At 73.0% G+C, this 18,417-nt stretch carries 15 protein-coding genes; 12 read left to right on the forward strand and 3 right to left on the reverse strand.

The features are described from left to right. Window positions 1-48 precede the first annotated feature (48 nt). The gene (locus N7925_RS22750; protein WP_416222999.1) at window positions 49-1,143 is read right to left on the reverse strand and encodes an MFS transporter; all 1,095 of its coding nucleotides are present in this window, start codon (window positions 1,141-1,143) and stop codon (window positions 49-51) included. 582 nt (window positions 1,144-1,725) lie between these two features. Here N7925_RS22750 and N7925_RS22755 point away from each other — a divergent pair. The 7 genes from N7925_RS22755 (at window position 1,726) to N7925_RS22785 (ending at window position 10,403) form a co-directional block, all read left to right on the forward strand. Continuing rightward, on the forward strand, window positions 1,726-2,697 hold the full coding sequence (locus N7925_RS22755) for a LysR family transcriptional regulator (protein WP_265601307.1): 972 nt from the start codon (window positions 1,726-1,728) through the stop codon (window positions 2,695-2,697). 160 nt (window positions 2,698-2,857) lie between these two features. Further along, window positions 2,858-3,541: a hypothetical protein gene (locus tag N7925_RS22760; protein ID WP_274344991.1), complete on the forward strand. Its 684-nt coding sequence runs from the start codon at window positions 2,858-2,860 to the stop codon at window positions 3,539-3,541. Beyond that, window positions 3,542-5,782, forward strand: coding sequence for a bifunctional polysaccharide deacetylase/glycosyltransferase family 2 protein (locus N7925_RS22765; protein WP_274344992.1), 2,241 nt, complete (start codon window positions 3,542-3,544; stop codon window positions 5,780-5,782). After that, window positions 5,779-6,969 (forward strand): acyltransferase family protein, encoded by a 1,191-nt coding sequence (locus N7925_RS22770; RefSeq protein ID WP_274344993.1) that lies wholly within the window; start codon window positions 5,779-5,781, stop codon window positions 6,967-6,969. Before N7925_RS22765 ends, N7925_RS22770 begins: the two co-directional genes overlap by 4 nt. A gap of 156 nt (window positions 6,970-7,125) precedes the next feature. Then, window positions 7,126-8,457, forward strand: coding sequence for a nitrate/nitrite transporter (locus N7925_RS22775; RefSeq protein ID WP_265601310.1), 1,332 nt, complete (start codon window positions 7,126-7,128; stop codon window positions 8,455-8,457). A 139-nt stretch (window positions 8,458-8,596) separates the two neighbouring features. Then, entirely contained in the window at window positions 8,597-9,739 is a 1,143-nt protein-coding gene (locus N7925_RS22780) for a uroporphyrinogen-III synthase (RefSeq protein WP_265601311.1), read from the forward strand. Window positions 9,740-9,839: 100 nt separating this feature from the next. Further along, window positions 9,840-10,403: a GNAT family N-acetyltransferase gene (locus N7925_RS22785; protein ID WP_265601312.1), complete on the forward strand. Its 564-nt coding sequence runs from the start codon at window positions 9,840-9,842 to the stop codon at window positions 10,401-10,403. Here N7925_RS22785 and N7925_RS22790 read toward each other — a convergent pair. Beyond that, on the reverse strand, window positions 10,336-10,956 hold the full coding sequence (locus N7925_RS22790; RefSeq protein ID WP_265603977.1) for a GNAT family N-acetyltransferase: 621 nt from the start codon (window positions 10,954-10,956) through the stop codon (window positions 10,336-10,338). The genes N7925_RS22785 and N7925_RS22790 overlap by 68 nt on opposite strands. Window positions 10,957-11,101: 145 nt before the next feature. Between N7925_RS22790 and N7925_RS22795 the strand changes: the two genes are divergently transcribed. From N7925_RS22795 to N7925_RS22810, 4 genes are all read left to right on the forward strand, one after another. Continuing rightward, window positions 11,102-11,740: a CGNR zinc finger domain-containing protein gene (locus N7925_RS22795; protein WP_274344994.1), complete on the forward strand. Its 639-nt coding sequence runs from the start codon at window positions 11,102-11,104 to the stop codon at window positions 11,738-11,740. A 111-nt stretch (window positions 11,741-11,851) separates the two neighbouring features. After that, window positions 11,852-14,233: a HelD family protein gene (locus tag N7925_RS22800; protein WP_265601314.1), complete on the forward strand. Its 2,382-nt coding sequence runs from the start codon at window positions 11,852-11,854 to the stop codon at window positions 14,231-14,233. Between the two features lie 498 nt (window positions 14,234-14,731). Next, window positions 14,732-16,168, forward strand: a complete 1,437-nt coding sequence (locus N7925_RS22805) for an NAD-dependent malic enzyme (RefSeq protein ID WP_274344995.1) — start codon at window positions 14,732-14,734, stop codon at window positions 16,166-16,168. A 376-nt stretch (window positions 16,169-16,544) separates the two neighbouring features. Further along, complete coding sequence (locus N7925_RS22810; RefSeq protein WP_003968811.1) at window positions 16,545-16,826, forward strand: HU family DNA-binding protein; 282 nt, start codon at window positions 16,545-16,547, stop codon at window positions 16,824-16,826. A 139-nt stretch (window positions 16,827-16,965) separates the two neighbouring features. Here N7925_RS22810 and N7925_RS22815 read toward each other — a convergent pair whose 3' ends face one another. Beyond that, on the reverse strand, window positions 16,966-17,490 hold the full coding sequence (locus N7925_RS22815; protein WP_274344998.1) for a DUF2000 domain-containing protein: 525 nt from the start codon (window positions 17,488-17,490) through the stop codon (window positions 16,966-16,968). Here N7925_RS22815 and N7925_RS22820 point away from each other — a divergent pair. Further along, window positions 17,489-18,370: an AraC family transcriptional regulator gene (locus N7925_RS22820; protein ID WP_443032235.1), complete on the forward strand. Its 882-nt coding sequence runs from the start codon at window positions 17,489-17,491 to the stop codon at window positions 18,368-18,370. The genes N7925_RS22815 and N7925_RS22820 overlap by 2 nt on opposite strands. Window positions 18,371-18,417 lie beyond the last annotated feature (47 nt).

The raw sequence follows: 18,417 nt of genomic DNA on the forward strand, positions 1-18,417 counted from the left end.
CCGACCCGATGCCCGGGTCCGGCACCTGCGGTGCCCGCTCTTCCGTGTCTATCCCGCTCGGCTCGCTCGCCGCACCGCCGTCCCCGCTCCCGCGATGACCAGGGCGAGGGCCGCCGCGGACATCGGGGCCGTGTAGCCGGTGACCGTGCCCGCGTGCTCGACCAGCCAGCCGCCGGCCGCCGCCCCGGCCGCGATGCCTCCCAGCAGCGCGGTCACCGCGAGCGTCATGCCCTCGTTCAACTGCTCAGGGCGCGTGGACCGCTGGACCAGCGTCATGCCCGTGACCATCGTCGGCGCGGTCGCCGCCCCCGCCACCAGCAGGCAGAGCGCCAGGACCGGCAGAGAGGCGGAGCCGGTGGCGGCCAGGAGCGGCAGGGACATCAGCGCCGTCATCCCGGCCAGGCACAGCAGCAGCCTGAGGCGGACGTTCCGGGCGGGCCGCAGCGAACCGTAGACCAGGCCCGCCACGCAGGACCCGGCCGCCTGGAGCGCCAGGATCGCGCCCCCGGCATGCGCGATGGAGACCACCTCCAGCGCCCCGAACACCGCCCCCGTGGCGAGGAAGACCGCCAGCAGCGCGGGCACCCCCGGCGTGCGCAGGGGTGAGGCCACGGCCCCCGTACGGGGGGTGACGGGCGGTTCCGTGGCGCGCTGGGCGGCGAAGACCAGGACGCCGCTCATCAGGAGAACCGCCCCCACCAGGGTGCCCGCCTCCGGGAACAGCGCCCCGCAGAGCGTCGCGGCCAGCACCGGGCCCAGCATGAAACACAGCTCGTCGGCGGCCTGTTCGAAGGAGTTCGCGGTGTGCAGGGCCGCCGGGTCGCCCCGGTGCAGGTGCGCCCAGCGGGCCCGCGACATCCCGCCGGTGTTCGGGGTCGTCGCGGTCGCGGCGTACGCGGCGAACAGCGTCCAGGCCGGGGCCTCGTAGTGCACGCAGAGGACCAGGGCCAGCGACCCCAGCACGGCGAGCGCGGTGGCGGGCACCGCGACGCGCGCCTGCCCGAAGCGGTCCACGAGCCGGGCGGTGAAGGGCGCGACGACCGCCGTCGCGGCCAGCCCGGTCGCGGTGACGGCCCCGGCCAGGGCGTACGAACCCCGGGACCCGGCGATCATGATGACCGCGCTGACGCTGAACATCCCCATCGGCAGCCGGGCGATCAGGTTGCCCGCCGTGAACGCCCGCGCCCCAGGTGTGGCCAGCAGCCGGAGGTAGGGGTTCGACGATCGCCGGCGCCCGGCAGCCCCGGTCCGCCCGGCACCGCCGGGCACGGACCGCGGGGCCGCGACCAGCTGGCCGCCGGCGACGGTGAGCAGGGGAGTGGACGGCGGTGCGACGGCCCGGTCCGGGCGGGCGGCGGGGACGGGCCGGGGAGCGGCGCGCGGGCGGGAGGGCGGGCCGGTCCGGGGTGGCACGGCCCGAAGGGGCGCGACCGGCCGGGGAACGGTCTCCGGCCGGGGAACGGGCTGCGCGTGGGGAAAGGATTGCGCGTGGGGAACGGTCTCCGGGTGGGGAACGGGCTGCGAGCGGGGAACGGTCTCCGCGTAGGGAACGGTCTCCGGGTGGGGAGTGGACCCCGGGCGGGGAGTGGGCTCCTGGTGGGCGGCGGTGGGGGATATCGGCATACGGCCAGGCTGACCGTGGACCGCCGCCCGGGTCCAACACCTTCTCCGCGCCGATTCACGCGTATGGGTTGTGAATGGCGCCCCACGCTGTAGATTCGCGCTGTGCCTCCCGCCGACATCGACCCCCGTCTCCTGCGCGCCTTCCTCACCGTCGCCGACGAACTGCACTTCACCCGGGCCGCCGCCCGCCTCTTCATCGCGCAGCAGGCGCTGAGCCGGGACGTCCGGCGGCTGGAGCGCGCGCTCGGCGCGGAGCTGTTCGTCCGCACGACCCGGCAGGTCGCGCTCACCCCGGACGGCGAACGCCTGCTGCCGCACGCCCGCCGGGTGCTCGACGCGCACGCCGAACTGGCCGGGGCCTTCAGCGGTGCGCCCGCCCGGCCGCTGCTCGTCGACCTGAACAGCGACGGGGCGACCGCCGCCCGGGTGCTGGCGCGCGCCCGCGAACTGCTGCCGGAGTGCGAGCTGATGGCCCGCTTCGAGTCCGGTCTCACCTGGGCCGCCGGCGAGATCCTGGCCGGCCGGCTCGACGCCTCCTTCGGCCGGGCCGCCGGGCTGGCCCCCGCGGTGCGCGCGGGACTTTCCGTGCACCCCGTGCGGTACGAGCCGATGGCCCTGATGCTGCCCGTCGCTCATCCCCTCGCCGCGCGGGAGACCGTCGCCCTGGCCGAGCTGGCCGGAGAGACCGTCTACGCGGGGGCCGGCAACGAGCGGACACGGGAGTGGACGGAGCTCGCCGCGCTGCTGTTCGCCGAGTGGGGCATCACGATGGCCCCGCCTGTCCCGCTTGCCGTGGGCGTGGCCGAATTCCAGCGGGTCATGTCGAAGGGCGGGCACCCCGTGCTCGCCGTCGTCGACTTCCCGGCGCTGCCCGGAACGGTGCTGCGCCCGCTCGTCGACCCGATTCCGCTTTCGCCGCTGGCGCTGGTCTGGCGCAAGGGCCTGAACCACCCCGGCGTAGACGCGTTGCGTAGCGCTACGGACCAGTTGGCCCTTGCTGAAGGGTGGATGGCCCCGCCGCCCGGCTCCTGGCTCCCCGAGGGCGATCGGTCACTGATGCGCAACCATTCCTGATCAACTCCGTTCAGGGGCACTTGGGCGTCAACGTCGTGCGCTACATTCATCGTCCGGGTGTAGGAAGGTCGGGTTCATGGACGGTGGGGGCCCAGTCCGACAGTAAAGAACCAGTCAATTTCGTGCGCCTGATTCTTGAGTGGGGGATGGGGCTGCACTTGTGGACAATTGGCGCGAAGGCCAGAGAACCGGGCACACGTATGAGCCCGACGACGCGACGATGCAGCTCGACGGGCTGGGCCGTCAGCTCGCCGAGCTGGCCGGCGAACCCGCTCCGCCGGACAGCTCCGACGGCCCCGTCTTCGTCGACGAGAGCGGCCGCCGCAGCAAGACCCTCCGACGCCTCGGCTGGGTCCTGGCCTCGGTCTGCGTCGCCTACGCGGTGACGCTGGTCCTCGCCGTCCTCGGCGGGGACTCCAGCGCCCCCTGGCTGCCCCTGTCCGAGACCGGGGAGAAGGCGAAGGCGGAGCAGGCCGAAGAGGCCCCCGCCCCCGCCGAAACCGCCGGCGGCCCGTCCGGCGACGCCCCGGAGCCCGGACCCAGCGCCTCCGGCCCCGCGGCGACCGAGGACTCCGGCACGCCCGGCGTCGCGACCCCGTCGGCCACCTCCGTACGGGAGTCCGCCGGACCGGCCGGGGGCCCCTCCGCGTCCCTCGCCGCCGACCCGTCCCGTTCGCCCGGGGCGGGCGGCCCGGACGGCGGCACGAAACCGGACCCCACGATGTCGACCGCCGAACCACCGGTCGACCCCTCACCACCCTCCCCCGAGCCGGAGCCGTCCGACCCGACGACCCCTCCCGCCGGGACTCCCGACCAGCCGGTGCAGGAAGAGAGCGTCCCGTAGATGAACTCCCCCGCCACGCGGGGCAGGAACGGCAGACCGAGGCGAGCGTCACGTGGCCGGAGCCCGTACAGGCTCCCCATGCGCTACCTCCTGCCGACGACGTTCCTCGTCGCCCTGCTCGCGATGCTGATGCTGCGCGGATACGTGCACAACGAGATCCTCGCCGACCACCGGGTCCACGGCGCCGACCGCACCACCCAGGTGCCCGACGACGTCCTCTCCGGAGGTCCCGTCATCGACGCCCGCTCCGGTGACGCCAAGACCCTGCGCATACCCGACCGCCGGATCGTCCTGACCTTCGACGACGGCCCGGACCCGGTGTGGACGCCGAAGGTGCTCGACAAGCTGAAGGAGTACGACGCCCACGGCGTCTTCTTCGTCACCGGCAACATGGCCGCCCGGTACCCGGGACTGGTCGAGCGGATGGTCGCCGAGGGGCACGAGATCGGGCTGCACACCTTCAACCACCCCGACCTCTCCTACCAGTCCACCGAGCGCATCGACTGGGAGCTGTCGCAGAACCAGCTGGCGCTGGCGGGCGCGGCGGGCATCCGCACCTCGCTCTTCCGGCCGCCGTACTCCTCCTTCTCGTACGCCATGGACAACACGTCCTGGCCGGTCACGGAGTACATCGGCAGCCGCGGCTACCTCACCGTCGTCAACGACACCGACAGCGAGGACTGGAAGCGTCCCGGGGTCCGCGCCATCGTCGAGCGGGCCACGCCGAAGGACGGCAAGGGCGCGATCATCCTGATGCACGACTCCGGGGGCGACCGCTCGCAGACGGTGGCCGCGCTCGACACCCTGCTGCCGGACCTCGAGGAGCGCGGCTACACCTTCACCCGGCTCACCACCGCCCTCGACGCCCCCAGCGCGCACACCCCGGTCACCGGGTTCGAGCTGTGGAAGGGCAAGATGTTCGTCGCCGCCGTCGCCGTGTCCGAGCGGATCACCGGCGTCCTGGTCGTCGGCCTCGCCGTCATCGGCGTCCTGGTCCTCGCCCGCTTCGGGCTGATGCTGCTGCTCTCCTTCCTGCACGCCCGCAAGGTCCGCCGCAGGGGCTTCAGCTGGGGCCCGCCCGTCACCCGCCCGGTCTCCGTCCTGGTCCCCGCGTACAACGAACGCGCGTGCATCGAGGCGACCGTGCGCTCCCTGGCCGCCAGTGAGCACAGGATCGAGATCATCGTCATCGACGACGGCTCGACGGACGGCACCGCCGACCTCGTCGAGGCGATGCGGCTGCCGCGCGTACGGGTCGTGCGCCAGCGCAACGCGGGCAAACCCGCCGCCCTCAACAACGGCATCCGGCACGCCCGTTACGACATCGTCGTGATGATGGACGGCGACACCGTCTTTGAACCGTCCACGGTCCGTGAGCTGGTCCAGCCCTTCGGGGACCCCCGGGTCGGAGCCGTCGCGGGCAACGCGAAGGTCGGCAACCGCGACTCCCTCATCGGCGCCTGGCAGCACATCGAGTACGTGATGGGCTTCAACCTGGACCGCCGGATGTACGACGTGCTCGGCTGCATGCCCACCATCCCCGGGGCCGTCGGCGCGTTCCGCCGCGAGGCCCTGGACCGGGTCGGCGGAATGAGCGAGGACACCCTCGCCGAGGACACCGACGTCACCATGGCCCTGCACCGGGACGGCTGGCGCGTGGTCTACGCGGAGAACGCCCGCGCCTGGACCGAGGCCCCGGAGTCCGTGCAGCAGCTGTGGTCGCAGCGCTACCGGTGGAGTTACGGCACCATGCAGGCCATCTGGAAGCACCGCCGCGCGGTCATCGAACGCGGACCCTCGGGCCGCTTCGGCCGGGTCGGGCTGCCGTTCGTCTCCCTCTTCATGGTGCTCGCCCCGCTCCTCGCCCCCCTGATCGACGTGTTCCTGCTGTACGGGCTGGTCTTCGGCCCCACCGGCAAGACCGTCGCCGCGTGGTTCGGCGTCCTGGTCGTCCAGGCGGTCTGCGCCGCCTACGCGTTCCGGCTGGACAAGGAGCGCATGACGCACCTGATCTCGCTGCCGCTCCAGCAGATCCTCTACCGCCAGCTCATGTACGTCGTGCTGCTCCAGTCCTGGATCACCGCGCTCACCGGCGGCCGGCTGCGCTGGCAGAAGCTGCGGCGCACGGGCGCGGTGGAGGCTCCGGGCGGCACCTCCGCCCAGCGCCCGCGGCAGGCCCCCGACGCCGGGCCGCCCGTCAGCGGCCACAGCACGAGCACGGACCGGAGACCCCTCGTATGACCGCCCCGCCCCTGCCGAGGGCCGTCACCCCGGACCACGCGGTCCCGCCGGACCACGCGGTCCCGCCGCCGCCCGCCCCCGTGAAACCCGCGCGCGACCGGTACTTCGACCTGCTGCGGGCCCTCGCCCTCTTCCGCGTCGTCCTCTACCACCTGACCGGCTGGGCCTGGCTGCCCGTCGTCTTCCCGTCGATGGGCGTCATGTTCGCCCTGGCCGGGACGCTGATGGCGCGCTCGCTGAAGCGGCCGGCCGTCCAGGTGATCCGGGGCCGCGTCCGCCGGCTCCTGCCGCCGCTGTGGCTGCTCGGCGCGATCGGCGTCACCGGCATGGCCGCCCAGGGCTGGGGGCCGGACGCCGAGGGCCACCCCGGCTGGTGGTGGCAGCACCTCCTGTACTGGGTGCTGCCGCTCAGCGATCCGCCGTACGCGTACGACGTGGCGGGCATCGACGGATTCCTCGGCGCGAGCTGGCCCGAGGAGCTGGCCGGGCCGCTCTGGTACATCCGGGCCTACCTGTGGTTCGTCCTGTTCTCCCCGCTGATCCTGCGCGGCCTGCGCAGGCTGCCCTGGCCGACGCTGCTCGCGCCGCTCGCCCTGGCCGTCGTCATGCGTCTGGAGCTGTTCTCCACCACCGAACGCCTCGACTCCGCGATCACCGACTTCTCCACGTTCGGCGCCTGCTGGGTCCTCGGCATGGCCCACCAGGAAGGCCTCCTGAAACGGCTGCCCGCCTACGTCGTGCCGTCGATCGCCCCGCTCCTCGCGGGCGCGGGGCTGTGGTGGGCGAGCCACGAGGGCTTCCGCAGCGGCTTCGACCTGGACTCCATCCCGCTCGCCCAGGCCCTGTGGTCCTTCGGCTGCGTCCTGCTCCTGCTGCACCTCAGCCCCACCTGGACCGCGTGGCCGAAGCGGCTGCGCGCCTTCGACCGGCCCATCACCCTGCTCAACTCGCGGGCGGTGACCGTCTACCTCTGGCACAACGTCTGCATCCTGACGGCCGCCACGCTCTACGACCGGCTCTGGTCGGTGGACGCCCTCAGCGAGAACGTGCCCTGGCTGCTGGAGAGCTGGGTGCCCGTGCTGCTGATCGCCTGGGCCCTCATCGCGCTCTGCGTCCTCGCCTTCGGCTGGGCCGAGGACGTCGCCGCCAAGCGCCGGCCGCGGCTCTGGCCGGACGGCAGGCGGTAGCGGACACCTCATCTCACCGGGCCGGGAGGGGCCCGGTGAGAGCAAGGTTGCCCACCGGTCACCTCACGGCACCACGCCGAAACGCGGGCTCCCTAGCGTCGGGACGACACCCCGAAGCGACGGGGACACCACCCCGACCCCCTGTGGAGGCGCGTGATGGCAGGCCGTTGGATCGAGACCTGGGAGCCGGAGGACGAGACGTTCTGGCGGGAGAAGGGCGAACGCGTCGCCCGCCGCAACCTGTGGTTCTCCGTGCTCTCCGAGCACATCGGATTCTCCATCTGGACCCTGTGGTCGGTGATGGTCCTGTTCATGGGACCGGAGTACGGCATCGATCCGGCCGGGAAGTTCTTCCTCATCTCGACCGCCACCCTCGTCGGCGCGCTGGTGCGGGTGCCGTACACCTTCGCCGTCGCCCGGTTCGGCGGCCGCAACTGGACGATCTTCAGCGCGGTGAGCCTGCTCGTCCCGGCCCTGGCCGCGTTCTGGGTGATGGAGCCCGGCACCTCGTACGCCACCTTCGTCGCGGTCGCGGCGCTCACCGGGATCGGCGGCGGCAACTTCGCCTCGTCGATGACCAACATCAACGCCTTCTTCCCGCTGCGCGAGAAGGGCTGGGCGCTCGGCCTGAACGCGGGCGGCGGCAACATCGGCGTCCCCGTCGTCCAGCTCGTCGGCCTGCTCGTCATCGGCACGCTGGGGGCCTCGCACCCCCGCATCGTCCTCGGGGTGTACATCCCGCTGATCGTCCTGGCCGGCGTCTGCGCCGCCCTGTACATGGACAACCTCCGGCCCGTGAAGAACGACACCGGGGCCGCGCTGGAAGCCGTCCGCGACCCGCACACCTGGATCATGGCGGTCCTCTACATCGGCACCTTCGGCTCGTTCATCGGCTACAGCTTCGCCTTCGGCCTGGTGCTCCAGACCCAGTTCGGCCGGACCCCGCTCCAGGCCGCCTCGCTCACCTTCATCGGCCCGCTGCTGGGCTCCCTGATCCGGCCCGTCGGCGGCCGGCTCGCCGACCGGTACGGCGGCGCGCGCATCACCCTGGCCACCTTCGCCGCGATGGCCGCCGCTACCGGCGTCGTCATCCAGGCCTCGGGGAACGCCTCGCTGCCCGTCTTCCTCACCGGCTTCACCGCCCTGTTCGTCCTGACGGGCCTCGGCAACGGATCGACGTACAAGATGATTCCCGGCATCTTCCACGCCAAGGCCCTCGCCCGGGGGCTCGACGCGGAGTCCGCCGCCGCCCACGGACGACGGCTCTCCGGCGCGGCCATGGGCCTCATCGGGGCCGTCGGCGCGCTCGGCGGTCTGGCCATCAACCTCGCCTTCCGCCAGTCCTTCCAGGCCTCCGGCGCCGGAACCGCGGCCTTCTGGTCCTTCCTCGCCTTCTACGGGGTGTGTTTCACCCTCACCTGGGCGGTATACCTTCGCCGTCCCGCGCCCGTGCCCACACGGGGCCGGCTCGGCTACGCGAAGGTGTAGAGGGTCACCGAACCACACCCCGGCGTCGTACGACGTAACGGCCGGGAAATACGGGGGAACCGAGCCTGTCACGCATCGTTGACAGTCTCGGGCCTTCGCACCTCGCGTACCAGCGGAACCACGGGAGCCGGGACACGCCATGCAGGACGACGACACAACGCACGGCCCCCTCGCGGGCTTCACCGTCGGGGTGACCGCCGCCCGCCGCGCCGAGGAGCTCGCCACCCTCCTCAAACGCCGCGGGGCCGCAGTCCTGCACGCCCCCGCCCTGCGGATCGTGCAGCTCGCCGACGACAGCGAACTCCTCGCCGCCACCAAGCAGCTGATCGGTCACGCCCCCGACGTGGCGGTCGCCACCACCGCCATCGGTTTCCGCGGCTGGATCGAGGCGGCCGACGGCTGGGGCGTCGGCGACGCCCTGCTGAAGACGTTGAGCGGGGTCGAACTCCTCGCCCGGGGCCCCAAGGTCAAGGGCGCCATCCGGGCCGCCGGGCTGACCGAGGCCTGGTCGCCCGGGTCCGAATCGATGGCCGAGGTCCTCGACCGGCTCCTCGCCGAAGGCGTCGCCGGGCGCCGGATCGCCCTCCAGCTGCACGGCGAACCGCTGCCCGGCTTCGTCGAGTCACTCAACGCCGCGGGCGCCGACGTCGTCGTCGTCCCCGTCTACCGCTGGATGCCCCCGCAGGACATCGCCCCGCTCGACCGGATGCTCGACGTCACGGCCGCCCGGGGCCTGGACGCGATCACCTTCACCAGCGCGCCCGCCGCCGCCTCGTTCCTGGGCCGCGCCGAGACCCGCGGAGTGCTCCCGGAGGTCCTCGGCGCCCTGCGCGACGACGTGCTGGTGGCCTGCGTCGGACCGGTCACCGCCCTCCCGCTCCAGGCCCGGGGCATCGACACCCTCCAGCCGGAACGCTTCCGGCTCGGCCCCCTCGTCCAGCTGATGTGCGCCAGGCTCCCGCTCGCAGCCCGCACCCTGCCCGTCGCCGGCCACCGGGTCGAGATCAGGGGCCACGCCGTCCTCGTCGACGACGAGCTGTGCGCGGTGCCGCCCGCGGGCATGGCCCTCCTGCACGCGCTGGCCCGCCGCCCCGGCTGGGTGGTGGCCCGCGCCGACCTGCTGCGGGTCCTGCCCGGCAGCGGCACCGACGAGCACGCGGTGGAGACCGCGATGGCCCGGCTGCGCACGGCGCTGGGCGTGCCCCGGCTGATCCAGACGGTCGTCAAGCGCGGCTACCGGCTGGCGCTGGACCCGTCGGCGGACACGAAGTACGACCGCTGAGCGGCCCGGAGCGTCACCGTACGGTCACCGAGCGGACCGGAGCGCCACCGTGGGCAGGGTCAGCCCATGCGGGCGTCTCGTCGGGCCTTAACGTGACCGGATGACCGATCACCTCCGCCGGATCGCCCCGGACGTGGCCTTCCGCCCCGTCGCGATCACCGACGCGCCCGCCTTCGCCGCGGCCCTCACCCGCAACCGCGCGTACATGCGCCGCTGGGAACCCGTACGCCCCGAGACCTTCTACACCGTCGAGGGCCAGACCGCCCGGCTCACCGCCCTGCTCGCCGACCGGGACGCCGGGCGGTCCATGCCCTGGGCGCTCGCGGACGACGACGGCCGGGTGATCGGCGGCTTCACGCTCTCCGGAGTCGAGCGAGGCCCCTACCGCAACGCCCGCCTCGGCTACTGGGTCGACGCGGACCACGCCGGACGCGGTCTCGCCACCGCAGCCGTCGGCGCGGTCTGCGACGCCGCCCGCGACCGGCTAGGCCTGCACCGCGTCGAGGCGGCGACCGTCACCGACAACGGTCCATCCCAACGGGTGCTCGCCAAGGCCGGGTTCGAGCGGATCGGCACCGCGCCGGGCTATCTGCACATCAACGGCGGCTGGCGCGACCACCACCTGTTCCAGCGGCTTCTGCACGACGACCCGCCGGCCGGCTGAGCGCCGCCGAGGGGGCCTCGCGCGCATGCACATGGCCGTCCAGCGGATAGGAGGGCGGCAGTGCCGGGATCACCCGCGCCAGCGCGTAACCGCACTTCTCCGCCACCCGGCACGAAGCCTCGTTGTCCACCTGGTGAAGCAACTCCAGCCTGGACAGGCCCTGTTCGGCGAACTCCGTGAACGCCCAGTCGGTCAGCGCCGTCAGCGCCCGTGACGCCACGCCCCGGCCGCGCGCCGCGGCCGTCGTCCAGTAGCCCACCTCCGCACAGTCGTTGCCCGGGTCCGGCCGCTTCAGCACGATGTTGCCGAGCGGTTCGCCGTCCCGCCCGCCGTCGGTCACGGCGAAGGCGAAGCGGGTGCCCGTCGCCCACCCCGTGCGCTGCGCCTCCAGCCAGTCGGCCGCCCCGTCCGCCCCGGAGACCTGGGTGGCCAGCCACCGCCGCATCGCCGGATCCTCGTACGCCTCCAGCAGCGCCGACAGGTCGTCCTCGCGCCACCGGCGCAGCCGCAGGCCGCCGGGGCCGGGCACGGTGTCCCCGTCCCGGTGGTCCATGGGTCTCTCACCCTCGTGATCCATGGCCGCCACGGTACGGGGGAGGGTCCCGGCACCGGGACGGCGGCGGGGGTTCCGGCCGGGCCCCGGCCGGGGCACTCTGGGGGTGGCCGTTCGACCGGTGACCCAAGGTGGTGACAGGAGCATGGCAACGGGCAGGGGTGCGCGGATGTGGCGGTTCGACACGGGCCGGATCTGCCTCGATCTGGTGGCCACGGAGCCCGCGGGCGGGGCGCCCGGGGCCTGCGAACAGCTCGACGGGCCCAGATGTCTGGCCCGATGGCTGACCGACGCCCGGCTCGTCCCGCCGGGCACCGTGCTGACGGCGCTGGACGACGCCTGGGTGGCCCGCTTCCACGAACTTCGCTCCGTGGTCGGGCGCCTGATGACAGCTCAGCTCGGGGGTCCCGAGGCCGACGGGGCGCTGGAGCAGGTCAATTCCCTGGCCTCCGAGGCGCCTCCGGGGCCCCGCGCGGTGCGCTGCGCGGACGGCGGCCTGGTGCGGGCCCTGAGCGCGGCACCCGACTGCGCGGGGCTCCTCGCCGTCGTCGCCCGGGACGCGGTGGACCTGCTCACCGACCCGGCCGCACGGGCGGCCCTGCGCCGCTGCCAGGGCGAGGACTGCCACCGCCTCTACCTGGACACCTCGCGCGGCGGGCGGCGCCGCTGGTGCTCCGGCGAGGTCTGCGGCAACCGCGAACGGGTCGCCCGGCACCGGCGCCGGGCCCTGCGGGCGGCCGACGGGCGCGGACCGGAGAGAGAAATTCCGCCCGGCGTCGAGTGAACCGGGCCCCCGCCCGACGCGACGCGCGATCGCCCCCGGTCGACAGGTGCGCTCGGGCCCCCCTTCGCATAGGGTTGACGGCTGCCCAGTGCACGTCAGAAGGGGGCCTCGGTGGCCGCGCAGGATGCCGCTGTCGAATCGCTGCGGGACCGGGAAATCGGTGTCGAGCAGGAGCATCTCGACCGTGTTTATCACCGCCTCGAAGAGAAGATCGACGAGGCGGAATTTCTTATGAACGACGCCGTCAAACGCGGCCAGGTCGGTACCCCCGGCGCGCTCGCGGAGCGGGACGCCCAGGTGTTCCGGGCGGGGATCCACCTCAACCGGCTGAACAGCGAGTTCGAGGACTTCCTCTTCGGGAGGATCGACCTGCTGCTCGGCAAGGACGGGGAGCGCGGCCCGGACGGCGCGTACACCTCCGTCGAGCCGGCCGACGACACCGTGCGGGAGGACGCCACCGCCGACATCGCGGAGACGCTCCACATCGGCCGGATCGGGGTCCTGGACTCCGACTACGCGCCGCTGGTGATCGACTGGCGGGCCCCGGCGGCCGCGCCGTTCTACCGCTCCACCCCGAAGGAGCCGGGCCGCGTCGTACGCCGCCGGGTCATCCGCTCCAAGGGCCGCAAGGTCCTCGGGGTCGAGGACGACCTGATGCGCCCGGAGCTGACGGCGTTCCTGGACGGCGAGAAGCTGCCGGTGATCGGGGACGGCGCGCTGATGGCGGCGCTCGGCCAGGCCCGCAGCCACACCATGCGGGACATCGTCTCCTCCATCCAGGCCGAACAGGACCTGGTCATCCGGGCCCCCGCCGCCTCCGTCACCGAGGTCACCGGAGGCCCCGGCACCGGCAAGACAGCGGTCGCCCTGCACCGGGCGGCGTATCTGCTCTACCAGGACCGGCGGCGGTACGCGGGCGGCATCCTGATCGTCTCGCCCACCCCGCTCCTGGTCGCGTACACCGAAGGGGTGCTGCCCTCACTCGGTGAGGAGGGCCAGGTCGCGATCCGCGCGGTCGGCTCGCTCTCCGACGACGCGGCGGGCCTCCAGGGCGCGACCACCTACGACGAACCGGCGGTGGCCCGGATCAAGGGCTCCTCCCGGATGCTCCACGTGCTGCGCAAGGCCGCCCGGGGTGCGCTGGAACAGGGCCGGCCCGCGGCCCCGCGGGAGGAGGCGGGCCAGCTCTCCTTCGGCGAGGAGCCCGAGCAGCGCGGCGCCGCGACGACCCCGGACCGGCTGCGCGTCGTCGCCTTCGGGGGCCGGGTCGAGCTGGCGGCCGACGAGCTCCAGCGCATCCGGCACAACGTCCTGGGCGGCACGGCCCCGGTCAATCTGCTGCGCCCGCGCGCCCGCAAGCTGCTGTTGGACGCCCTGTGGAGCAAGTCCTCCGGACGCGGCCGGTACACCGACCCCCAGCTGGTGGCGGAGCTGCGCTCGTCGTTCGACGAGGACGTCTCCACCGAGACCCCGTTCCTGGAGTTCCTCGACGCCTGGTGGCCCGAGCTGACGCCGCGCCGGGTGCTGGCCGCGATGGCCGACGAGCGACGCCTCGGCCGCTGGTCCCGGCGCATCCTCAACCAGGGCGAGGTGCGCCGCCTGGCCCGGTCGCTGAAGCGTCTCGACGCGGACGGCAGCGGGCCTCTCTCCGTCCACGACGTGGCGCTCCTGGACGAGCTCCAGGCGCTGCTCGGCACCCCGAACCGGCCCCGCCGGAAGCGCGAGGCGGACCCTCTGGACCAGCTCACCGGTCTCGAGGAGCTGATGCCGCAGCGCGAGGAGACCCAGTGGGAGCGGGCCGAGCGGCTCGCGGCGGAGCGCACCGAGTACGCGCACGTCATCGTCGACGAGGCGCAGGACCTCACGCCGATGCAGTGGCGCATGGTCGGCCGCCGGGGCCGGCACGCCACCTGGACGATCGTCGGCGACCCGGCCCAGTCCTCCTGGTCCGACCCGGACGAGGCGGGCGCCGCCCGGGACGAGGCGCTCGGCTCCCGGCCGCGCCGCCGCTTCACCCTCACCGTGAACTACCGCAACCCGGCGGAGATCGCGGAGCTGGCCGCGAAGGTGCTGGCGCTGGCGATGCCCGGCATGGAGTCGCCGGCGGCGGTCCGCTCGACCGGCGTGGTGCCCCGCTTCGAGCCGGTACGCGCGGGCGACCTGGCCGCCACGGTCCGCGAGGAGGCCGCGCGGCTGCTCGCGGAGGTGGACGGCACGGTCGGCGTGGTCGTCGCGATGAACCGGCGCGCCCAGGCGCGCGAGTGGCTCGCGGAGCTGGGGGAGCGGGTGGTGGCGCTGGGCAGCCTGGAGGCCAAGGGGCTGGAGTACGACGCCACGGTGGTCGTCTCGCCCGCGGAGATCGCGGACGAGTCCCCGGCCGGTCTGCGGGTGCTGTACGTGGCGCTGACCCGGGCGACCCAGCAGCTCACGGTGGTCTCGGGGGAGCGGGACCTGCCGGACGAGGACGGGGTGCCGGACCTGCTGAGGGACTGACGCCGAAGGGGCTCGGCGAGTCAACCCGGCGCGCGGGAATCACTTCTCGGGGGTCTTTGTTACCTTGGTAGTGGCACCGGCTCGATCCAAGCCCCCGGGCCCAACCTTCGTCGCTTCGAGCGACCACTTGCCGCGAGGCGAGCATGGCGGGTCGGTGCCACCCAACCGAAGAAGACAGACCCGCGTCACCTGCTGGTGGCGCGGGTCTGTTCTTGTTTTCCCGGGCTCCGCTCCCGTCTCCCGGGCTCTGTCTCGCTGTTTCCCGGGCTCTCTTCGCTGTCGCACGGGCTCTGTTTCCTGTTTGCCGGGCCGCCCGGCCGGTTCGGGTCCCGTTGGGGGTTCCGCCGAACGGGTAGTTTCTCGTATGGTGGAAACTACTTTCCGAAAGACGGCAGTCATTACCGGCTACCAGCCAGTAGGTGCGACGATCGGGAAGCGTGTCCGGAGCGAAGGTTCCGGATGTGCGGCAATGAAGCTCAGGAAGCGAAGGACTCGGCCATGGCAACGGCGCCCAGCGTCTCGTACTCGATGACGGTCAGGCTGGAGGTGCCCGCGAGCGGCACCGCGGTCTCCCAGCTCACCACGGCCGTGGAGTCCTCCGGCGGCTCGGTCACCGGCCTCGACGTGACCGCCTCAGGTCACGAGATGCTGCGGATCGACGTCACCATCGCCGCGACCTCCACCTCGCACGCGGACGAGATCGTCGAAGGTCTGCGCGGCATCGAGGGGGTCACGCTGGGCAAGGTCTCCGACCGTACCTTCCTCATGCACCTCGGCGGCAAGATCGAGATGGCGTCCAAGCACCCCATCCGCAACCGTGACGACCTGTCGATGATCTACACCCCCGGCGTCGCCCGGGTCTGCATGGCCATCGCCGAGAACCCCGAGGACGCGCGCCGCCTCACCATCAAGCGCAACTCCGTCGCAGTCGTGACGGACGGCTCCGCGGTGCTCGGCCTCGGCAACATCGGCCCGATGGCCGCGCTGCCCGTCATGGAGGGCAAGGCGGCCCTCTTCAAGCGCTTCGCCGGCATCGACGCCTGGCCGATCTGCCTGGACACGCAGGACACCGACGAGATCGTCGCGATCGTCAAGGCCATCGCCCCCGGCTTCGCCGGCATCAACCTGGAGGACATCTCCGCGCCGCGCTGCTTCGAGATCGAGGCCCGGCTGCGCGAGGCCCTCGACATCCCCGTCTTCCACGACGACCAGCACGGCACCGCGATCGTCGTGCTGGCCGCCCTCACCAACGCCCTGCGCGTGGTGGGCAAGAACATCGGGGACGTACGGGTCGTCATGTCCGGTGCGGGAGCGGCCGGTACGGCCATCCTGAAGCTGCTCATCGCCGCCGGCGTCAAGCACGCCGTCGTCGCCGACATCCACGGTGTGGTGCACGCCGGACGCGAGGACCTGGTCGCGGCCGACCCCGACTCCCCGCTGCGCTGGATCGCCGACAACACCAACCCGGAGGGCGTCACCGGCACCCTCAAGGAGGCCGTCGTCGGCGCCGACGTCTTCATCGGCGTCTCCGCCCCGAACGTGCTGAACGGCGACGACGTCGCCGCGATGGCGGACGGCGCGATCGTGTTCGCGCTCGCGAACCCGGACCCCGAGGTCGACCCCGCGATCGCCCGTCAGACGGCGGCGGTCGTCGCCACCGGCCGCTCGGACTTCCCCAACCAGATCAACAACGTGCTGGTCTTCCCGGGTGTTTTCCGCGGCCTGCTGGACGCTCAGTCCCGCACCGTCAACACGGAGATGATGCTCGCCGCGGCCGGCGCGCTCGCCGACGTGGTCGCCGAGGACGAGGTCAACGCGAACTACATCATCCCCTCGGTCTTCAACGACAAGGTGGCGGGCGCGGTCGCCGGAGCCGTCCGGGCCGCCGCGAAGGCCGCCACGGACACCGGAACGGCCCCTTCCGTATCCGTCTGATCCCACAGTTTCGGGGGCCTCTGACGGGGCACTCGCAGGACACCCCGGGTCGCACCCGCCCGTGCCGTACGGCGCGTCGCGGGTCGCGGCGCCCCAAACGCCCCTTTAGGGTGGGCGGGCAGTGGGCCCTGCGGGGCCCGGCATCCGCTGCGGTCCGCTCGGCCAAGTCGACGGAGCGTCACCACGAGCGAACCGTGGCGCTTTTCATTGACCCCGAAGGGTTCCGGATTGGCTTTCCCGCCGCTGGTGGGGGCAGGATGCGTAATCGGGCGAGAGGGTCTGACATCAGACCCGGGTCCGGGGACTGTCAGAGGGCCCTGGCAGCATCGGCTTCGATCTCACGCCTCACAGGCAAGAAGAACACGGGAGTAACAACATGAACCGCAGTGAGCTGGTGGCCGCCCTGGCCGACCGCGCCGAGGTGACTCGCAAGGACGCCGACGCCGTGCTGGCCGCGCTCGCCGAGACCGTCGGTGAGATTGTCGCCAAGGGCGACGAGAAGGTCACCATCCCCGGCTTCCTGACCTTCGAGCGCACCCACCGTGCCGCTCGCACCGCTCGCAACCCGCAGACCGGCGACCCGATCAACATCCCCGCCGGCTACAGCGTGAAGGTCTCCGCGGGCTCGAAGCTCAAGGAAGCCGCCAAGGGCAAGTAACCCTCAACGGCGCAACAGAGGGCGGCCACTCCCGACCAGGAGTGGCCGCCCTCGCGCATGCCGTAGGCACATGCGCCCCGCAGGAGCCCCCGCACAGTGCCGGGGGCATTGCGGGGCCTCCCGGGGGCGAGCGGAGGGCTCAGGGGTGCATCCGCGCTCCCTTGAGGACCTTGTCGACGGCGTTGCGTGGCCCGTACACGGCCAGGCCCACCAGATCCAGGGCGTCCCGCCCCACCGCCCGTACGGCCGCCCGGTTGTCCCGGTCGTTCCCCGTGCCGAAGAGGTCCGCGGTGAACACGGCCGTCGCCAGCGACCGGGACAGCGCCCTGGCGTGCGCGGCGGTCACCGTCTCCTTCGCCCCCTCGAAGACCAGCACGGGCTGCCGGAGCATCGGCAGATACGCGGTGGAGTCGGCGTCCTCGTAGGGTTCGCCGATCACCTCGGGCACCGCCGTACCCAGGCCGCTGACCAGAAAGGCGGTCACGTTCAGGCGCTGCCAGGACTCCAGGTCGTCACGGAGCAGCACCGCGACCTTCGTGTCGAAGCGGACGGGAACGCTCCCCGCCACCGCGGTCCCGCTCCCGCTCCCCGCCACCGCGGTCCCGCTCCCGGCCACCGTGGTCTCGGTCTCGCTCCCGCTCTCGGTCTCGTTCGTGTTTCTCATGGTTCGAGACTGGCCGGTGGACCCGGGCGCGGTCTTGTACGTTCTTGGCGTGGCGCCACGGCAGGAGATCCAGTCCGTCGCGGCCTGGCGTCCGGCCGTCGCCGGCGTCGTGGAGGTCTTCCACGCCCGCTTCACCGAGCACGCCTACCCCATGCACGTCCACGACGCCTGGACGCTCCTGATCGTCGACGACGGCGCCGTCCGCTACGACCTGGACCGCCACGAGCGCTCCACCCCGGACGGCACGGTGAGCCTGCTGCCGCCCGGCGTCCCGCACAACGGCTCGCCCGCGACCTCCGACGGCTTCCGCAAACGGGTGCTCTACCTGGACATGACGCAGCTCGACGCGGGCCTCGTCGGACCCGCCGTGGACACCCCCGACCTCGCCGACCCGCTGCTGCGCACCCGCGTCGGCCGGCTGCACACCGCCCTCGTGGACCCGGGCGACGCGTTCGAGGCGGAGAGCCGCCTGGCCTTCATCGGCGAGCGGCTGCGGGCACACCTGCGCCCCGCGGACCTCCCCGCGGACCCGCCGCCCGGCCGGGGCGTCGCACGGGATCTGCGCGAGCTCCTCGACGAGCGGCTGCGCGAGGGCGTCACCCTGGACGGGGCCGCCCGGCTGCTCCACGCGCACCCCACCCATCTTGTACGGGCCTTCAGCGCTGCGTACGCCATCGCGCCGCACCAGTACGTGACGTCCCGCCGCGTCGACCGGGCCCGCCGCCTGCTGCTCGACGGGATGCCGCCGGGCGAGGCGGCCGCCGCCGTCGGCTTCCACGACCAGTCCCACCTCACCCGGCACTTCAAGCGCATCGCGGGCACCACCCCGGGCCGCTATGCCCGCCATGCCCGCTCACGCGGCCTTCAGGGGCCCTTCTGACGCCCGACAGCCCGCCGCCCCGGCTCCGAGTCCGGAACCGGGGCGGC

Origin of the sequence: Streptomyces sp. CA-278952 (assembly GCF_028747205.1) — a bacterium.
In the GTDB taxonomy this organism is placed as follows: Bacteria; Actinomycetota; Actinomycetes; order Streptomycetales; family Streptomycetaceae; genus Streptomyces.